This window comes from Phyllobacterium zundukense (assembly GCF_025452195.1).
GTDB classification, from domain to species: Bacteria; Pseudomonadota; Alphaproteobacteria; order Rhizobiales; family Rhizobiaceae; genus Phyllobacterium; species Phyllobacterium zundukense_A.
Genome location: NZ_CP104973.1, coordinates 1,905,001 through 1,922,018 on the forward strand (window position 1 = coordinate 1,905,001; position 17,018 = coordinate 1,922,018).

The 17,018-nt window shown below is 53.3% G+C and carries 15 protein-coding genes, 3 tRNA genes, 2 rRNA genes and 1 pseudogene; 16 read left to right on the plus strand and 5 right to left on the minus strand.

Annotation, left to right across the window (positions count from 1 at the left end; genetic code table 11):
- Positions 1-62 precede the first annotated feature (62 nt).
- The 7 genes from N8E88_RS21735 to N8E88_RS21765 all read left to right on the plus strand — a co-directional run bounded on the left by N8E88_RS21735 (position 63) and on the right by N8E88_RS21765 (position 4,958).
- Positions 63-139, plus strand: a tRNA-Ile gene (locus N8E88_RS21735).
- Between the two features lie 148 nt (positions 140-287).
- Positions 288-363, plus strand: a tRNA-Ala gene (locus N8E88_RS21740).
- Between the two features lie 391 nt (positions 364-754).
- Positions 755-3,566 (plus strand): 23S ribosomal RNA (locus N8E88_RS21745).
- Between the two features lie 237 nt (positions 3,567-3,803).
- A 5S ribosomal RNA gene (rrf, locus tag N8E88_RS21750) occupies positions 3,804-3,918 on the plus strand.
- Between the two features lie 279 nt (positions 3,919-4,197).
- A tRNA-Met gene (locus N8E88_RS21755) sits at positions 4,198-4,274 on the plus strand.
- Between the two features lie 145 nt (positions 4,275-4,419).
- Positions 4,420-4,668 carry a hypothetical protein gene (locus N8E88_RS21760; protein WP_262295458.1) on the plus strand — a complete coding sequence of 83 codons (249 nt, stop codon included), beginning with the start codon at positions 4,420-4,422 and terminating at the stop codon, positions 4,666-4,668.
- A gap of 11 nt (positions 4,669-4,679) precedes the next feature.
- Entirely contained in the window at positions 4,680-4,958 is a 279-nt protein-coding gene (locus N8E88_RS21765) for a hypothetical protein (protein WP_262295459.1), read from the plus strand.
- A 164-nt stretch (positions 4,959-5,122) separates the two neighbouring features.
- On the opposite strand, the gene N8E88_RS21770 is transcribed toward N8E88_RS21765, so the two are convergent.
- The 3 genes and pseudogenes from N8E88_RS21770 to N8E88_RS21780 all read right to left on the minus strand — a co-directional run bounded on the left by N8E88_RS21770 (position 5,123) and on the right by N8E88_RS21780 (position 8,299).
- Positions 5,123-6,097, minus strand: coding sequence for a WD40 repeat domain-containing protein (locus N8E88_RS21770; RefSeq protein ID WP_262295460.1), 975 nt, complete (start codon positions 6,095-6,097; stop codon positions 5,123-5,125).
- Positions 6,098-6,343: 246 nt separating this feature from the next.
- Positions 6,344-7,424: pseudogene (locus tag N8E88_RS21775) on the minus strand (CobW family GTP-binding protein).
- A 134-nt stretch (positions 7,425-7,558) separates the two neighbouring features.
- A complete protein-coding gene (locus N8E88_RS21780) occupies positions 7,559-8,299 on the minus strand; it encodes a creatininase family protein (RefSeq protein ID WP_262295461.1) in 741 nt (246 codons plus the stop codon).
- A gap of 318 nt (positions 8,300-8,617) precedes the next feature.
- Between N8E88_RS21780 and N8E88_RS21785 the strand changes: the two genes are divergently transcribed.
- The 5 genes from N8E88_RS21785 (at position 8,618) to N8E88_RS21805 (ending at position 11,748) form a co-directional block, all read left to right on the plus strand.
- The gene (locus N8E88_RS21785; RefSeq protein ID WP_262295462.1) at positions 8,618-9,109 is read left to right on the plus strand and encodes a MarR family winged helix-turn-helix transcriptional regulator; all 492 of its coding nucleotides are present in this window, start codon (positions 8,618-8,620) and stop codon (positions 9,107-9,109) included.
- An 81-nt stretch (positions 9,110-9,190) separates the two neighbouring features.
- Positions 9,191-9,799: a DMT family transporter gene (locus N8E88_RS21790; RefSeq protein WP_262295463.1), complete on the plus strand. Its 609-nt coding sequence runs from the start codon at positions 9,191-9,193 to the stop codon at positions 9,797-9,799.
- Positions 9,799-10,107: a DMT family transporter gene (locus tag N8E88_RS21795; RefSeq protein WP_262295464.1), complete on the plus strand. Its 309-nt coding sequence runs from the start codon at positions 9,799-9,801 to the stop codon at positions 10,105-10,107. Before N8E88_RS21790 ends, N8E88_RS21795 begins: the two co-directional genes overlap by 1 nt.
- Positions 10,108-10,184: 77 nt before the next feature.
- Positions 10,185-11,204 carry a LacI family DNA-binding transcriptional regulator gene (locus N8E88_RS21800; protein WP_114433059.1) on the plus strand — a complete coding sequence of 340 codons (1,020 nt, stop codon included), beginning with the start codon at positions 10,185-10,187 and terminating at the stop codon, positions 11,202-11,204.
- A 94-nt stretch (positions 11,205-11,298) separates the two neighbouring features.
- Positions 11,299-11,748, plus strand: coding sequence for a hypothetical protein (locus N8E88_RS21805; protein WP_262295465.1), 450 nt, complete (start codon positions 11,299-11,301; stop codon positions 11,746-11,748).
- Position 11,749: 1 nt separating this feature from the next.
- Here N8E88_RS21805 and N8E88_RS21810 read toward each other — a convergent pair whose 3' ends face one another.
- A complete protein-coding gene (locus N8E88_RS21810) occupies positions 11,750-12,520 on the minus strand; it encodes a gamma-glutamyl-gamma-aminobutyrate hydrolase family protein (RefSeq protein ID WP_262295567.1) in 771 nt (256 codons plus the stop codon).
- 266 nt (positions 12,521-12,786) lie between these two features.
- Here N8E88_RS21810 and N8E88_RS21815 point away from each other — a divergent pair, with 266 nt between their 5' ends.
- Positions 12,787-13,893 carry a TRAP transporter substrate-binding protein gene (locus N8E88_RS21815; RefSeq protein ID WP_262295466.1) on the plus strand — a complete coding sequence of 369 codons (1,107 nt, stop codon included), beginning with the start codon at positions 12,787-12,789 and terminating at the stop codon, positions 13,891-13,893.
- A gap of 134 nt (positions 13,894-14,027) precedes the next feature.
- Positions 14,028-14,777 carry an SDR family NAD(P)-dependent oxidoreductase gene (locus tag N8E88_RS21820; protein ID WP_262295467.1) on the plus strand — a complete coding sequence of 250 codons (750 nt, stop codon included), beginning with the start codon at positions 14,028-14,030 and terminating at the stop codon, positions 14,775-14,777.
- Here N8E88_RS21820 and N8E88_RS21825 read toward each other — a convergent pair.
- On the minus strand, positions 14,774-15,673 hold the full coding sequence (locus tag N8E88_RS21825; RefSeq protein WP_262295468.1) for a branched-chain amino acid ABC transporter permease: 900 nt from the start codon (positions 15,671-15,673) through the stop codon (positions 14,774-14,776). The genes N8E88_RS21820 and N8E88_RS21825 overlap by 4 nt on opposite strands.
- A 64-nt stretch (positions 15,674-15,737) precedes the next feature.
- Between N8E88_RS21825 and N8E88_RS21830 the strand changes: the two genes are divergently transcribed.
- Together N8E88_RS21830 and N8E88_RS21835 are read left to right on the plus strand one after the other, a co-directional pair.
- A complete protein-coding gene (locus N8E88_RS21830; RefSeq protein WP_410010674.1) occupies positions 15,738-16,346 on the plus strand; it encodes a CGNR zinc finger domain-containing protein in 609 nt (202 codons plus the stop codon).
- On the plus strand, positions 16,339-16,848 hold the full coding sequence (locus N8E88_RS21835) for a hypothetical protein (RefSeq protein ID WP_262295470.1): 510 nt from the start codon (positions 16,339-16,341) through the stop codon (positions 16,846-16,848). The genes N8E88_RS21830 and N8E88_RS21835 overlap by 8 nt, the downstream gene beginning before the upstream one ends.
- Positions 16,849-17,018: the final 170 nt, after the last annotated feature.

Sequence of the window (17,018 nt, forward strand, 5' to 3'; positions counted from 1 at the left end):
GGCGCACGGCACGAGCTGCGACGCGTAAGCGCGCTGCGTTTGACGGTTGATCTGTCAAATCAGGGCTTGTAGCTCAGTTGGTTAGAGCGCGCGCTTGATAAGCGTGAGGTCGGAGGTTCAAGTCCTCCCAGGCCCACCATCTTTCTGTGCTCACGCGCGTACGTCCTTCGACAAGCTCAGGACTTGCGCTCCGCACGGGGCGGCCAAACGTGGCCGACGCGCAGTCGCGCTTGCGAAGCTTCGCTTCGAGGGTGCTCGGCTGGACGGATGATTTACCCATACCTTACGGGGGCGTAGCTCAGCTGGGAGAGCACCTGCTTTGCAAGCAGGGGGTCGTCGGTTCGATCCCGTCCGCCTCCACCAAGGTTTTTTAAATTGGTTGCCGGGCAAGACGCAAAAACATCATTTAAAGAACCAAGTTTGCAGGCGTCGGACATTTGTCCGGCGGTTTGCTTGTTCTGTATGAAATTGTGAAGAGAAGATATGTCCGGATCTTTCGGATGTTCAAGGGTTGGTGCTTTCGGGTGCTTATCTGCCGGCTTTAGGGCCATGAACGCTGGAAGATGTCGCATGGGGCGCTCATTAAACCCCATGCCTATGATTGGCCGCTTAACCGCAGAGCCATCGGATTTATCTCGAGAAGCTGGTCTTTTTTGTCAAATTCGTCGATTGCTGAATGGTTTGTCGTGCTGTTGGTATCCCCCACAGGCGCGGATTGTTCGTGAAGGCAAGGATGGATATTGGCAATGAGAATGATCAAGTGTCTTAAGGGCATTTGGTGGATGCCTTGGCATGCACAGGCGATGAAGGACGTGATACGCTGCGATAAGCGTCGGGGAGGTGCGAATACCCTTTGATCCGACGATTTCCGAATGGGGAAACCCACCTTAGATATCTAGAAAGTTATTTTGGTTCTTCTGAACCAAAATAATTTCTAGATATCATAATAAGGTATCTGACCTTCGAATACATAGGGGTTAGAAGCGAACCCGGGGAACTGAAACATCTAAGTACCCGGAGGAAAGGACATCAAACGAGACTCCGTTAGTAGTGGCGAGCGAACGCGGACCAGGCCAGTGGCTTTTGTGAGACAAGTGGAACACTCTGGAAAGGGTGGCTAAAGTGGGTGACAGCCCCGTACACGTAATGCGAACAAAAGTCCTTGAGTAGGGCGGGACACGTGAAATCCTGTCTGAACATGGGGAGACCACTCTCCAAGCCTAAGTACTCGTGCATGACCGATAGCGAACCAGTACCGTGAGGGAAAGGTGAAAAGCACCCCGACAAGGGGAGTGAAAGAGATCCTGAAACCGAATGCCTACAAACAGTTGGAGCCCAAGATTTGTTCTGGGTGACAGCGTACCTTTTGTATAATGGGTCAGCGACTTAGTGTGACGAGCAAGCTTAAACCGGTAGGTGTAGGCGCAGCGAAAGCGAGTCTGAACAGGGCGTTTCAGTTCGTTGCATTAGACCCGAAACCAAGTGATCTAGCCATGAGCAGGTTGAAGGTAAGGTAACACTTACTGGAGGACCGAACCCGCATCTGTTGCAATAGATTGGGATGACTTGTGGCTAGGGGTGAAAGGCCAATCAAACTTGGAGATAGCTGGTTCTCCGCGAAATCTATTTAGGTAGAGCGTCGATTTTATACCTTCGGGGGTAGAGCACTGGATGGGCTAGGGGATCTCACCGATTTACCAAACCTAACCAAACTCCGAATACCGAAGAGTACTGATCGGCAGACACACGGCGGGTGCTAACGTCCGTCGTGAAGAGGGCAACAACCCTGACCACCATCTAAGGTCCCTAAGTTATGGCTAAGTGGGAAAGGATGTGAGGATCCCAAAACAACCAGGATGTTGGCTTAGAAGCAGCCATCATTTAAAGAAAGCGTAACAGCTCACTGGTCTAAATAAGGGTCTTTGCGCCGAAAATGTACCGGGGCTCAAGCCATACACCGAAGCTGTGGATTTGCTTAGCGATAAGCAAGTGGTAGCGGAGCGTTCTGTAAGCCGTTGAAGAGGGACCCGTGAGGGCCTTTGGAGGTATCAGAAGTGAGAATGCTGACATGAGTAACGATAAAGGGAGTGAGAGACTCCCTCGCCGAAAGTCCAAGGGTTCCTGCTTAAAGTTAATCTGAGCAGGGTTAGCCGGCCCCTAAGGCGAGGCCGAAAGGCGTAGTCGATGGGAACCACGTTAATATTCGTGGGCCTGCGGGTAGTGACGGATCGCGTGTGTTGTTCCTCCTTATTGGATTGGAGGGGCTTCGAAGCGGTCCCAGGAAATAGCTCCCGCGTATAGACCGTACCCTAAACCGACACTGGTGGACTGGTAGAGAATACCAAGGCGCTTGAGAGAACTGCGTTGAAGGAACTCGGCAAATTGCACGCGTAACTTCGGAAGAAGCGTGACCCTTTTTGACGCAAGTCGAGGAGGGTGGCACAGACCAGGGGGTAGCGACTGTTTACCAAAAACACAGGGCTCTGCGAAGTCGCAAGACGACGTATAGGGTCTGACGCCTGCCCGGTGCTGGAAGGTTAAGAGGAGAGGTGCAAGCTTTGAATCGAAGCCCCAGTAAACGGCGGCCGTAACTATAACGGTCCTAAGGTAGCGAAATTCCTTGTCGGGTAAGTTCCGACCTGCACGAATGGCGTAACGACTTCCCCGCTGTCTCCAACGCAGACTCAGTGAAATTGAATTCCCCGTGAAGATGCGGGGTTCCTGCGGTTAGACGGAAAGACCCCGTGCACCTTTACTATAGCTTTACACTGGCATTCGTGTCGGCATGTGTAGGATAGGTGGTAGACTTTGAAGCGGGGGCGCCAGCCTTCGTGGAGTCATCCTTGAAATACCACCCTTACCTATATGGATGTCTAACTGCGGTCCGTTATCCGGATCCAGGACAGTGTATGGTGGGTAGTTTGACTGGGGCGGTCGCCTCCTAAAGAGTAACGGAGGCGCGCGATGGTGGGCTCAGACCGGTCGGAAATCGGTCGTCGAGTGCAATGGCATAAGCCCGCCTGACTGCGAGACTGACAAGTCGAGCAGAGACGAAAGTCGGTCATAGTGATCCGGTGGTCCCGCGTGGAAGGGCCATCGCTCAACGGATAAAAGGTACGCCGGGGATAACAGGCTGATGACCCCCAAGAGTCCATATCGACGGGGTTGTTTGGCACCTCGATGTCGACTCATCGCATCCTGGGGCTGGAGCAGGTCCCAAGGGTATGGCTGTTCGCCATTTAAAGCGGTACGTGAGTTGGGTTCAGAACGTCGTGAGACAGTTCGGTCCCTATCTGCCGTGGGTGTAGGAATATTGACAGGATCTGTCCCTAGTACGAGAGGACCGGGATGGACGTATCTCTGGTGGACCTGTTGTGGCGCCAGCCGCATAGCAGGGTAGCTATATACGGACGGGATAACCGCTGAAGGCATCTAAGCGGGAAACCCACCTGAAAACGAGTATTCCCTATCAGAGCCGTGGAAGACCACCACGTTGATAGGCCGGGTGTGGAAGTGCGGCAACGCATGAAGCTTACCGGTACTAATAGCTCGATTGGCTTGATCATTCTCATTACAAATATCCATCTGACGAAGTCAGATGAATTGATTTGTCTCACGCGCCGTATCGCACCTTTGGTGCGGGCGCTGCGACAGCGCGCGGCACACGCCGCGACGGCCAGTCGGCCTTGCGGGCTTCGCCCGAAGGTCGCCAGCCGCCAACTAAAACAACCAAAAAACTCCAGCTTCTCATTTGTATCGCATGCGCCTGAAAAACCGCATGCGTGAACGTTGCGCTTTGCTGACCTGGTGGTTACAGCGGGGTGGCTGCACCCGATCCCATTCCGAACTCGGCCGTGAAACGCCCCTGCGCCAATGGTACTTCGTCTCAAGACGCGGGAGAGTAGGTCGCTGCCAGGTCTGCCAAACGCAACGTTCATACATCTTCTCGACAACAACATACACATCAATCAAAAGGCCGCGCCCCTTCGACGGCGCTCAGCATGGCCTTTTGCTTTTGCAAAACACAATGCGTAAGCGCATACTTACAAGCAAAAGCACGACATTCGGCAAAGCGCCGATATGGTGGCGCGGGGTGGAGCAGCACCCCGTTCGGCCCGACAAAAGCACTCTTCGCTTTTGAGGCCGGACAAACGGAAAAATCCGGGCTGCAGCGGCAACTTTGCCGTATCTTGGTGGCGCGGGGTGGAGCAGCCCGGTAGCTCGTCAGGCTCATAACCTGAAGGTCACAGGTTCAAATCCTGTCCCCGCAACCAAATTCCTAAACAATCATTCGCGAGAAACGCGAGGATGAAATCGATTCACCCGATTGACTGCTTCTTATCGTAGGTGTTTTGTTCGATCCATGGTCGTCTTTCCATAAGCACAATCGTTGCGCAAAGGACAGGAAGGGCATCTCAAATGGCCATCCTTGCAGAAGTCCAAACCGATTTGCTTGATCATAAAATGATGGTCTTCCCGATCTTTGGCTGTCCATGTGTTCGGAATTTGCCTTTCGAAGCACGAAGCAGCTTTTTCAAACGGCGTATCATGGATGAGGCCAAGAAGCTTTGCGACGCGCCAGTGATGCGTATCGACAATAAGAGCGGGCATACGCAATCTGCTGGTATTCAAAACATAAGCGCTGATTTTGGGCTCGACGCCAGGTAGCTGCTCAAGCCATGCTTGAGCTTTCGGAACAGTCCAATCCTTCAGGAGAAATCGAGGCTCAGCGTGCCTTTTTTCTCTTTGATAAGGCGAAGAGCCGCTGGAATGAAATTGGCATACGTATCGGCATAAGTGATGTTTTGAATACAGGTATGGACCTCCTCATAGGGAGCCTTAATCATCAAATCCCACGGTTGAAATGCTGCCCGAAGCTCGCAGAATGCATCTACCGATACCTTGCCGAGGGTCCGGTTGCTCGTCATGGCAAAAACAAGGTGATCTATCGGATCTGAGCGAATTGAAACAGGCCAATCCCGCCCATAATGGGCCTTCAAGCGATCATGGACAATGACGAGCGGCTCGGGATTCCAAAATCCATAACATATTGCATATCTCAATTATAGAACAAAAAGAGAACAAATCCAACAATCAAGATGTCGGCCGGCGGCCTAATTGCTCATGCGGTAATATCGATCACGCCACAATCACCAGCTTCTGTGCCGAATACCAATCTGTGGCCGCTTGTGTCCCAGTTCATCGTGGACATAGCGCTTTTACCGCCACGGCGCAGGAGAACTTCTTTCTGATCGCCGAAACGGCCGACCAGAATCATCCCATCCGAGTAGCCGATCGCCACGATTTCTTCGACCGGATGACAGGCAACGGCGGTGACCAGGCTATCGCCGCGTGTTCCAAGCTCAAGAGGTGCCTTGCCCATTGGGCCATCTTTTCCGGAGAAGGGCCAAATGATGGCGGCGGGGGCACCCGATGTGGCCAGCCATTTGCCTTTCGCGCTCCAGGACCAGCTCTTCACCTTGTTGGGATAACCGGTCATGCGCATATGGCGATTGTCCTCAAGACGCCATCCGTGCAGGGCGTTCTCTTGCATCGAGGTGACGAGAAAACGATTGTCCGGTGAAAAAATGACAGAGACGTGCGCACCTTTCCATTCAAGCTCGGACGGAGCGCCGTTCGTTGCGGGCCAATGCAGGGTTACGCCATTATAACGGGCGACAGCCAACCGAAATCCTTTGGGGGCAAAGGCTATACCTTCGACGCTGCGCTCATGCAGAATTTCGCGAACTGTACCATCGGCCAACTTTACCCATGCCGACCGTCCCGACGCAAAGGCAATCGCACCATTTGGCGCTGCCGCCAAGGCCGTCATCCATTTGCGCGGGATGATGTTTAATTCTACCGCCTGGCCGTTCAAGCCAGTCGCACAGATTCGACCATCCTCACCGCCGGTCAGGAGCGACTTGCCGTCAAACGAAGGCACGGCACAAAGCAACCCGTCATGGGCTTCCGTGACCTTATGGCCATTGTCGAGGCGGTGTATCGTACCATCGGCCAATGCAAAGAACGGGACATCCTTGATGAAGCGCGCGTCAATGCAATGGCCGGCAAGATCAAGCGGGGCAATGGTCGGCATAGGTCGTAAACTCGTGAATAGGATTGAAATGGCGCCTGAAACGGCAAGAAGATGGGGTCTTTCCCCCGGCCGAACGGTTCGACACTGCAGCTTGCAGCCGTTTCGGCGTCCGGAGGATATGGTCCATCTTCCCGGCAACATCGTCGCAAAGGACTAGAAAATGGATAGACATTTCCTTCGCCCTTGCTCCTTGTATCCGAAAAGTTGGTCTCATACCATTTTCGACTCTATTCATGAATTCACGACCTAGGCGAGGCAGCTTTCGAGGCCGGATTTCAATGCATCATGGTCGAGTTCCCGGCCGATAAATACAAGACGGCTCTCATGTTTTTCGCCGTCCTTCCAGGCGCGTTGATGATCACCTTCGATGATCATGTGCACACCCTGGATAACATAGCGTTCGTGATCAGTCTTGAAAGCAAGAATGCCCTTTAGCCGAAGGATATTCGGCCCTTGTTCCTGCGTGATCTTTTGAATCCATGGGAAGAATTTATCTGCGTTGAGCTCACCTGTACGAAGCGAGACGGACTGAACCGTTACATCATGTATCGGGGATGCATGATCGTGATGATGATGGTCGTGTCCATGGTGGTCATGATCGTGGTGGTGATGATGTTCGTGATCGTGATCGCAATCGGGGCCGCATTCATGATCTGGATGATCGTGATCGAGGAAATGCGGATCGCTTTCCAGAGCCCGCGCCAGATCGAAAGCGCCGCGATCGAGAACGCGAGACAAATCGATGTCGGCCCGCTCGGTCCGATGAATGACCGCGTGTGGATTTATGGCGCGGACAGTCGCCTCAACAGCAGCAAGCTCTTCTGGAGTTACAAGGTCGGTTTTATTCAGAAGCACAACGTCAGCAAAGGCGATCTGGTCCTCGGCCTCGCGGCTGTCTTTAAGACGCAGTGGCAGATGCTTGGCATCGACCAATGCAACCACCGCATCGAGCATCGTTTTGCTGCGGACGTCGTCATCCATGAAGAACGTCTGGGCAACGGGCACGGGATCGGCAAGGCCAGTCGTCTCGACGATAATGGCATCGAACCGCCCGGGACGCCGCATCAGGCCCTCTACCACGCGGATCAAGTCGCCGCGTACGGTGCAGCATATGCAGCCATTGTTCATTTCATAAATTTCTTCGTCCGATCTCGACGATCAGATCGTTGTCGATACCGATCTCGCCAAATTCATTGACGATGACGGCGTAACGTTTGCCGTGATCTTCGCTCAGGATGCGGTTGAGAAGCGTGGTTTTTCCTGAACCAAGATAACCGGTCAGGACTGTCACCGGGATCTGGGCGGGACGTGCAGCTTCTGCTGCCATAGACTTCGTCTGAGCTTCACTCATCGTGTGCCTCTTTGAATGGATAGACCCACGATATAGGTGATCAGATCAGTTTTTGCCACACCTATGGCGTTCAAATGCGTGAATGAGTGCATCAATCCTGTTGAGGTGCATCAGCTGAAGACGGAACGATCAAACCTGCCGACGTCTTCGAGCAGTTCGACAAGACCTTTCACACTGTGAGCGATAATTTTTTCGCCAGCTTCAGCAGTAGCGCGAGCGGCATTGCCTGCCACACCCTCCTTGTTCAGATCTGTCATTTTCCAGCCGAAAGCATGTGGGCCGTACGCACGCAGGTGCTTGTAGGTTTCAGCATAGTGGCGTTGATTGGAACCGAAGTTTCTAGCTTTGGTCATATCCACAAGCTCGGGATGTAAGGCGAGCAATACCGAGGTCTCTATGAATCCACCGTGTATATCGAGTGCCTTGTCTTCGGGCGATATCAGGCCATCCGGCAAACCAAATCGGGTCCAGCTGGTCGCCACGACAAGCATATTGAAACGAACCCGCAATTCTGTAGCGACGATCGTCATGAGCGGGGCGTTGCCGCCATGGGCATTCAGAAGGACCAGTTTCGACATGCCCTGCCGCGCCACACTTTCGCCAATGCTGATCCAGCGGTTCACTGCCTCGTCAAAAGTCAATGTCCGGGTGCCGGCGATACCCATGTGTTCGATGGAGTAGCCGACTGGTTCGACAGGTAGAAAATCGACCGATAACGCCTGGGGAAGGGCATCCTTCAATCGATCAACCAGGCCTGCAGCGATAAGCGTATCGGTTTCATAGGGCAAATGCGGGCCATGCTGCTCGTGCGCACCGAGAGGAAGGAGGGCAATCGTCGCTTGTTTTGGCATTTCCGTCTCATTCGTCCTGTTCAATCCGGTCGCTTGACCGGTGAAAGGATAGTCTCATTAGGTTGCAGTTTTACAGGCTTATTTGGCGCTCCGCACAAATTCGTCGGCAAATTTCATCAGATTGTCATATAAGAATTGTAACGCGGGTTGCTGTGCAAGGAATGGGTCGATTCATGTCGATTTGCTCATTCGGTTCTGGATTTGCTATTGTAATGGCTGTGTCAGCGCATAATGTTCGTCTGTTAACTACCCCCACAACAAGAGCTAGCCGCCTTATCATCAATCCGGTCAATACGTGACGTGCAAGCAGGAGTTTGAATGGTCAAGGATCGTAAGCCCCTCATTCTTCATCGTCTGCAATCGACCGCAAGATTGACACGGACGGCGCTGGCCACCCGATTGCTTGGCCATGGCTTTTATGCAGGACAGGATGCGGTGATGCTGCAACTTGCGCATGAAGATGGTCTATCGCCGAGCATTCTTGCCAAACGCCTTGGTGTACGCCCGCCAACAATCACCAAGACGATCTCCCGCCTGCAAACACAAGGTTTCGTCAAGAAAGAAGGGTCCACGACGGACCAGCGCCAAGCCCATATTTTTCTGACAGATACCGGTAACGAGGCAATCAAATCAATCGAGAAGTCCATTCGCAAGACCGAAAAGGATGCGATGAAGGGGTTCGACAAGAAAGAGCGCAAGGCCTTTGTAAAAATGCTTTCGCGGCTTGAGATCAATCTATCAGCAGCGGAACTTTTACGCCAAACCGCCCCCGATGACGATCATGACGATGATGATGCCGACGACGAATAGACGATAGGTAAAAGTTTTTTCCCAATTTGCGGTTACAAAACGCATGAACTTGTTATCATGGTGAGAGTTCCTTCCGCCTGATTGGTAAACCTGTTGTCACCACCTCTCCCTTCCTCGCAGGAAGTCGCGCCGGCTGCCGCCATTTTCTATATTTTCGCGGCCGGCTTTCTGTTCTCATGTCTAGATTCCAGTGCTAAATACCTAGTTCTGTCTGGCATTCCCACTGCGTTCATTTCCTGGATGCGGTTTGTGGAACACGCGATCCTGGCGCTGATCTTCTTTCGAGCATGGTCAAATCCGCGGCTCTTCAAGGTACGCAACATCCCCCTTCAATTCCTGCGTGGGCTTTGTTTGTTTGGCTCAACATATTTCAACTTTTATGCATTGCAGACGATGCAACTCGGCGAGACGATCACCATAACCTTTGCAGCGCCAATGGTAATCGCAGCTTTGGCAGGTCCGCTGCTAGGCGAATGGGCAGGATGGCGCAGATGGGCAGCCATTGTCGTCGCATTTATAGGCGTGCTGATTATTGCTCGCCCGGGATTTGGCGCGTTCAATCCTGGACTGCCTTATTCGATCGCTGCGATGCTAAGCTATTCGCTGTACGTGCTTTTGACGCGGCGTATGGCGGTAACGGAATCTCCAGAAAGTCTAATTTTTTTTCTGCCCTTGCACCGGCTGTATTGATGTCGCCCGCGGTGATGCAGGCGGTCATTCCGGATACATCCTTTCAGATTGTACTATTGCTGATACTCGGCGTTTTTGGCGGTCTTGGCCATTATCTGATCATCCTGGCCTACAGAAAGGCGACGACGGCTGCGCTGGCACCCTATCCGTTCATGCAAATCATCTGGATGCTGGCGTTCGGATATCTGTTTTTCAACCAATTTCCGGATGCATATACGCTCTGTGGTGCGGTTGTGATCATTGGCAGTGGCCTGTACGTCGTGCACCGCGAACGACAGTCGCGGGCAGCGGGCTTGAAAGGACTTTGATTTATTTGATTGCAATGGCATAACGCCGAGTACCATAACGTGGCTCATTTGATGATACTGTGGGGAGGCGGTTTTTTTTGGCGCAGAAAATTAAGTTATCGACTATTGCCGACGCGCTGAAAGTGTCTACAGCAACCGTATCGCTGGCTTTGCGGGATAGCCCGCTCGTGGCCGATCAGACGCGTGAAAAGATAAAAGAACACGCACGCGCCATTGGGTACATCTATAACCGGCGCGCAGCCAGCCTTCGCACTTCGCGTTCGGGCATCGTTGGCGTCGTGGTTCATGACATCATGAACCCGTTCTTTGCAGAAATATTGCGTGCGATCGAGGGCGAACTTGATCGTTCCGGCCAGACATTCATTTTATCCAATCACTATGATCAGTTGGATAAGCAACGGACGTTCATAGATACCGTGCTGCAACTCGGGGGAGACGGTGTAATTATGTCCCCGGCAATTGGTACCCCGGCTGAAGACATTCGCATGGCGGAAGACAATGGACTGCCAGTTGTGCTAATTGCCCGAACCGTCAAGGATGCCAATGTACCGGTGTTCCGCGGGGATGATGCTTATGGCATTGGCCTTGCTACAAACCACCTTATTTCCCTGGGACATACACGCATCGCCATGGTGGGCGGCACCGATCAGACTTCCACAGGCCGCGATCGTTACGAAGGCTATCTCCATGCAATGCAAAAAGCGGGCCTCGAGGCGAAACCGGAATGGCGCATACCTGGCCCGCGAACCAAGCAGGCGGGTTTTGACGCTGCGCCTCAGTTTCTTGCCCTGAAAGATCATCCGACTGCTGCGGTCTGCTGGAATGATCTTTCGGCGATCGGCATGATGAATGGCATTGCTCGGGCGGGACTGGTTGCAGGCGTTGATATTTCCGTCACGGGGTATGACGACCTTGAAGAGGCGGCAATCGCTACGCCGGCTTTGACAACTGTGTGGAACGGCCAGCGCGAAGTGGGACAGCGAGCAGCGAGGGCTCTGCTCGATCAGCTTAACGGTGCCGACACACACGCACGGCAGGAATTGATCAAGCCGGAATTGCGAATCCGGCAGTCGACCTCAAAGCCAAAAGAGAGATAACGCAGCGCGCCAGATAGCTTTATGCTGCAGCTTCACCCTTCATTAATGCTACCCGACTAGGCTTCACAGGCGTCTGTTTCCCGTGGAGTATAGTATGTTACTGGGTAAAACGACTTGTCTTGGCTTTGTCACTGCAGCGGCAGTGGTCGCCATGTTCCTCGATTTCGCGACTTTTACCTCTGACGAAGATGCTGACGTCGACATACAGACGACTGCGTCTGTATCAGCGGACACAGGTAGCCATGATGTGCCAAGATTTGTCATCAGTAGTCCAGGCGCGGAGGCGAGTTGCAAGGCGTTTCCTATGGAAAATGGCACACCCGGCCACAACGCGCTCACGATCGACAGCAGCTGCGAAAATCTCTACCCGCCGTTGGTAAACGCCAAGACCTGGCACAACAACGAAGATGGCACGATTGACCTTGCCGATAATCTCGGTCGTACGATCGTGGAATTCAGCCCAGGCGACGGTCTCGCCTACGTCAGTGTCGAGCCGCGTTCTGTGATTCTATCGATGTCGACTGAGGGCGTTAACGCGTTCTAGATTACTCCGCCGCCTGCATTCGCTCGCGGCTTGCCTTGTGAGCGCGCGCGGCGTCGCCGAATGCTGCAAATATCTTGCGTGAGGGGCTATCACTTTTTACCCAATATTCCGGGTGCCACTGAACTCCAACAGCAAATGCGCGGGCAGTCTTGACCGAAACCGCTTCAATCGTGCCGTCATCAGCAACCGCTTCAATGTCAAGCTGTGGCGCGGGCCTGTCGATGGCTTGCCGATGTACGGAGTTTACCTGGATAGCATCGCTCTGCATGACTTTCGCCAGACAGGATCCCGGCTTGATGTGCACCGGATGCCGAATGGCGAAGCGTTCGGTTTGTTGATCAGATTGCGGCGCGCGGTGATCCATGCGCCCGTGGAGGTCTTGTATCTCGGTAGCAAGTGTACCGCCAAGCGCTACGTTCAGCTCCTGAATGCCCCGGCATATGGCCAATAACGGTACGCCGCGCTCAATCGCTCTGCGAATCAGCGGAAGCGACGTAGCGTCACGCGCAGAGTCGTAAGGTTCGTGTGCTTCGCTAGGTTCGACGCCGTAGAGAGCCGGATGAACATTCGATTTCGACCCGGTGATGAGAACGCCATCGACGCCGTCAAGAATGGCATCAATATCGAGGCTTTCGCCAAATGACGGCACGATCAACGGAATGACGCCGGCGGCTTCGTATGCCGCCATAAGATATTGATCGGGGGCTGCGTGCCACGTGTAATTTTCGAAGGTACGTACATCTGACGTTATGGCGACGAGAGGTTGCCGCATCATGTTAACTCCATAAAAAGCCTTGGCTGAATGTAGTGTAAATCGCCCTCATTTCCAATGGCGACGCGAGTGGTGAAAAATACTGCGCGCTAAACACATTCGAGGCTTGCGTTCAGCCATTTCAATGTGTCGTTGTGCATGGAGGTTCATCTGCTGGACTTGAATTGACGAGTGTGTATGTTGATCACGAGATCGGGAGGATCAGACGGGATCGTCTGGTGATCTGGGCCGATAGAATTGAAGATCAATAGTCTGGAGGAGAATGTATGGATCGTCGTTCGTTCATCACGAAGGCAGGATTTGCCGGGGTAGGAGCTGCAGCAGCCACCACGCTTGCGGCGCCTGCGATTGCACAGTCAACGCCGAAGGTTACCTGGCGTTGCGCATCGTCATTCCCGAAATCATTGGATACGATTTACGGCGGCGCTGAAGTCTTGTCGAAGTACCTGAGGGAAGCGACTGACGGGAACTTCACGATTCAGCCATTCGCCGCTGGCGAAATCGTTCCCGGCCTTCAAGCCGCTGACGCGGCAGCGGCTGGTACGGTCGAACTTTGCCACACCGTCGCGTATTACTACTGGGGCAAGGATCCCACTTGGGCCTTGGGTGCCGCGGTGCCTTTTGCGCTCAATGCGCGCGGCATGAACGCCTGGCAGTATCATGGCGGCGGCATCGATCTCATGAATGAGTTCTTCAACAAACAGGGTCTGCAAGCCTATCCGGGCGGCAACACCGGAGTACAGATGGGTGGCTGGTTCCGCAAGGAGATCAAGACCGTCGAAGATCTCAAGGGTCTCAAGATGCGTGTCGGTGGCTTTGCCGGCAAAGTTTTGGAGACACTTGGCGTTGTACCACAGCAGATTGCAGGCGGTGATATCTATCCAGCTCTTGAGAAAGGCACGATCGATGCCGCTGAATGGGTTGGACCCTATGATGACGAGAAGCTCGGCTTTCAGAAAGTCGCGCCCTATTATTATTACCCAGGCTGGTGGGAAGGCGGCCCGACCGTCAGTTTCATGGTCAACAAGCAAAAGTGGGATTCCCTTCCTCCGGCTTATCAATCGCTGTTCCGTACGGCAGCTCAGGCCACCGATGCCAACATGCTGCAGAAGTACGACTACGTAAATCCTGCAGCGATCAAGCGTCTCGTGGCTGGAGGCGCGCAGTTGCGGCCCTTCAGCCCGGAAATCCTGAGCGCCTGCTTCGAAGCAGCCAACGGGGTCTATGCACAACTCGAAGACAGCAATGAGCAGTTCAAGAAAATCTGGAGTTCGATCAAGGCGTTTCGCAACGAACATTTCCTGTACGCGCAGGTTGCGGAATACACTTTCGATACGTTCATGATGGTGCAGCAACGTAACGGAAAGCTGTGATTCACTGTTACCAAAGAAAAATGAGAACCCCGGCCCGCATCAGGCCGGGGTTCTTTGCGCCGCCTGTTGTCAGTTCTCAAGGAGCAGTCTAACAGTGACTCAACAATTCGGCACGATGTTCACTGGTATTTTCAATGACGGATAATCCTTCCATTTCTGTTTCGGGCAAGAATATTGCGGTTACCGGGGGCTCTTCTGGCCTGGGTCTGAGAATGGTGCAGGTACTTGCTGCTCATGGTGCGAACGTCGTTTCGATCTCGCGAACGCCCGCTCCCGACAATGCGCATCGACCCAACATTCTCAACATCATTGCCGACGTCACGGTCGCGTCTGATATCGGGCGTGCTTTTGACGAAGCGGAGCAAAACCTTGGAACCGTGACGGTGGTGTTCAACAACGCCGGTGTGGCAACGATCGAGCGGGCTCTCACCACCACCCGCGAACAACTGCGACACATCTTCGAAGTCAACGTCGAGGGTGCATTTTTTATCGCCCAGGAGGCCGCCAAGCGCATGATTGCCAAGGGTGTCGGCGGCTCCATTATTAATCTCTCAAGCATTCTGGCGGACGCACCGCTCAAGGGCTCGGCCGCATACGCCATGTCGAAGGCGGCAGTAGCCCAGATGACCAAGTCATTGGCGCTCGAATGGGCGCCGCACGGGATCCGGGTCAACGCACTTGCACCTGGCTGGTTTCCGACCCGTCTCAATGAGGCAATCATGGATGGGCCGGCCAAAGGCTTTCTCAAGGGCAAGAACCCCATGCGCCGGCTAGGCGAAGCAGAAGATATTGATGGGGCCGTGTTGATGCTGGCTTCGGATGCCAGCAGCTATATTACAGGGACGGTTATTACAATCGACGGTGGTCATAGCCTGCAGGGTTAAATGCGCTCGGCTTCTTGAACGTTGGTGCGTGTGGCGAGTACAAAAACGAGCAGGGAAAATACGGCCGCATCCCGCCACAAGACAGAAAAGTATCCACCCCATAAAGATTCTATGATGCCGATGGCCGCTGCACCGAATGCCGCGTGCAGGGGCCGTGAAAATCCTCCGGCGGCCGTAATAAAGAGGATTTTCAAGCCGAAGATCATACCGGTGTTGAAACTGACATTGCCGTAGTAGAGCGCTGCAAGAAATCCAGCGAGCGCACACACGCCATAGGCCGCCAGGATAGCCTGTGTCCTCACTCTCGATGGATCGATGCCGCAGAGTGCCGACGCTGCGGGTTCATCGCTGACAGCGCGCCAGATTCGACCTGCGGACGTGCGTAACATGATCATTTCGCCCCCCGCGATAACGGAGAAGGCGATCACAATGTTTACGATCTGCAGCTGGGTCAAACTGATGCCGATTGCCGGCCCAAGCAATCGAACAGGGTCAGCGAGCAAGGGCGGCAGCCAATAATCCCTCGTGTTGGCTGCAATGCGCGACAGTTCCATCAGGAAAATACTTAGACCAAGCGTTGCCACCAGCACCGTGTTGCGGTTCCCGGCATCGAGCGGGGCATAGATGAATTTGGCGATGACGTAGCCGCCTATGCCGACATAAACGATAGCGATGAAGGTTCCGAGTGAAAGTGCGGCCGGCAACGTCATCCACAGTACAGACCATCCGAATGCTGTCGCCAGAATAAAGGTCTGACCGGAAAAGGCGAAAATAGCACCAAGCGACAGGTCAGTGCGATGCGTCAGCCCATGGATCAGCACATAACCATAGGCGAGCAATGAATAAAGCGCGGCGTTGTGAATGCCATTTAAAAGAAGTTGAAGAAAATACGCCATCTGCCGCTCTCTACCCGTGGCTATTCTAACTTGCAAAATTGATTTTACCAGTTAGAATTTTGCCATGACATTTGAGTGGAATGCCCATCGATTCAGTGGAGGTGTGTTGGCCCTGGACCTGGCAAACACAGTGATTTTTCGCGGAGACCCGGAGCGCTCGCTGGATCGTTTTGATGATCCGGTTGAATTGCCGCGTTTTGCGGAAGCTGCGGCTATTTTTAGGGTCGGGGAGTGGGGAAAAGTGCAGTTCCATCCTCCGTTGTCACAAACGGGAATTGAAGCGCTCATCGCCATTCGGGAGGTAATCAACGACTTATTTCGAAGTGCAACCCGCGAAGACAGCCTTAAGTCCGAAGACTTGTCTACATTCCTGCGTCTCGGCTCTGATCTTGTAGGCAATGAGCCGGAAGGGCGCGACCTCAGGCTACCAAATCTGTCGGAAAAGAAGCGCGAACTATCTCTGGGAGCAGCAGCCTTTCTTTCGGGTATCCGTTTACTCGATCCGGCACGACTGCAACGGATCAAGGCCTGTCCGAATTGCTACTGGCTTTATCTCGATGAGAGCCGCAATCGGAGCCGCCGGTGGTGCGATATGAATGTCTGCGGCAATCGGGCGAAAGCCCGGCGGCATTACCACCGCAATGTAAAGCAGGCTGGAAACAATCATGTATGACAAAGCAAGATGCATGCGTCCAGGAGTGTCGGTGCTTCTCTTGGCGCTTCTCTTGCTGGGCGGTTGCCGTGACGCAGGAGAGGGCGACTACCTGAATGTCTCCGGCAAGATTTTCGTCTTCAACTACCGGATAGCAGAGGCGACCTATTTGCTTACGTTGGCAAAGCTGCGCCCGTTGCCCGACGGCTCCATGCTGGAGGCGACTTTTGAAAATCCGGCGGGAGGCGATCCCATGGTTGTTAGGCAGAAGATGTGGCCGACAATGGAAAAAATCACAGTTGAAAGCCCGCCAGTCAAATGTGTGAAGGCAAACCGGGAATACGAAGTCAGCATGCGTCTTGAAGACGCAAATGGCAAATTGTTGCAAACAATCAAGCGGAAAATGATTTCAGACACCGATCAGTCCGTTATGCCGGATAAACCGCTGGTTGTCGGTCCTTTCTATGATCCCAATCCAGATAAAGACTCTGCAGGAAATTCGTCTGTGGCTTGCCCTATTTAAGTCGTAAACTCATAAATCTGCTGCCGGCCGTCTGCTGAAATACAGAAGGTCACCGTATTCTGGTTCTTTTCAGGAATTGGTAATTCTATTTTCCGAATTATGAAATTTAGATTTGACATACGGTAAGAATAAATACTCTAACTCGTTGTCCAATCTCCATTTCCATTGTC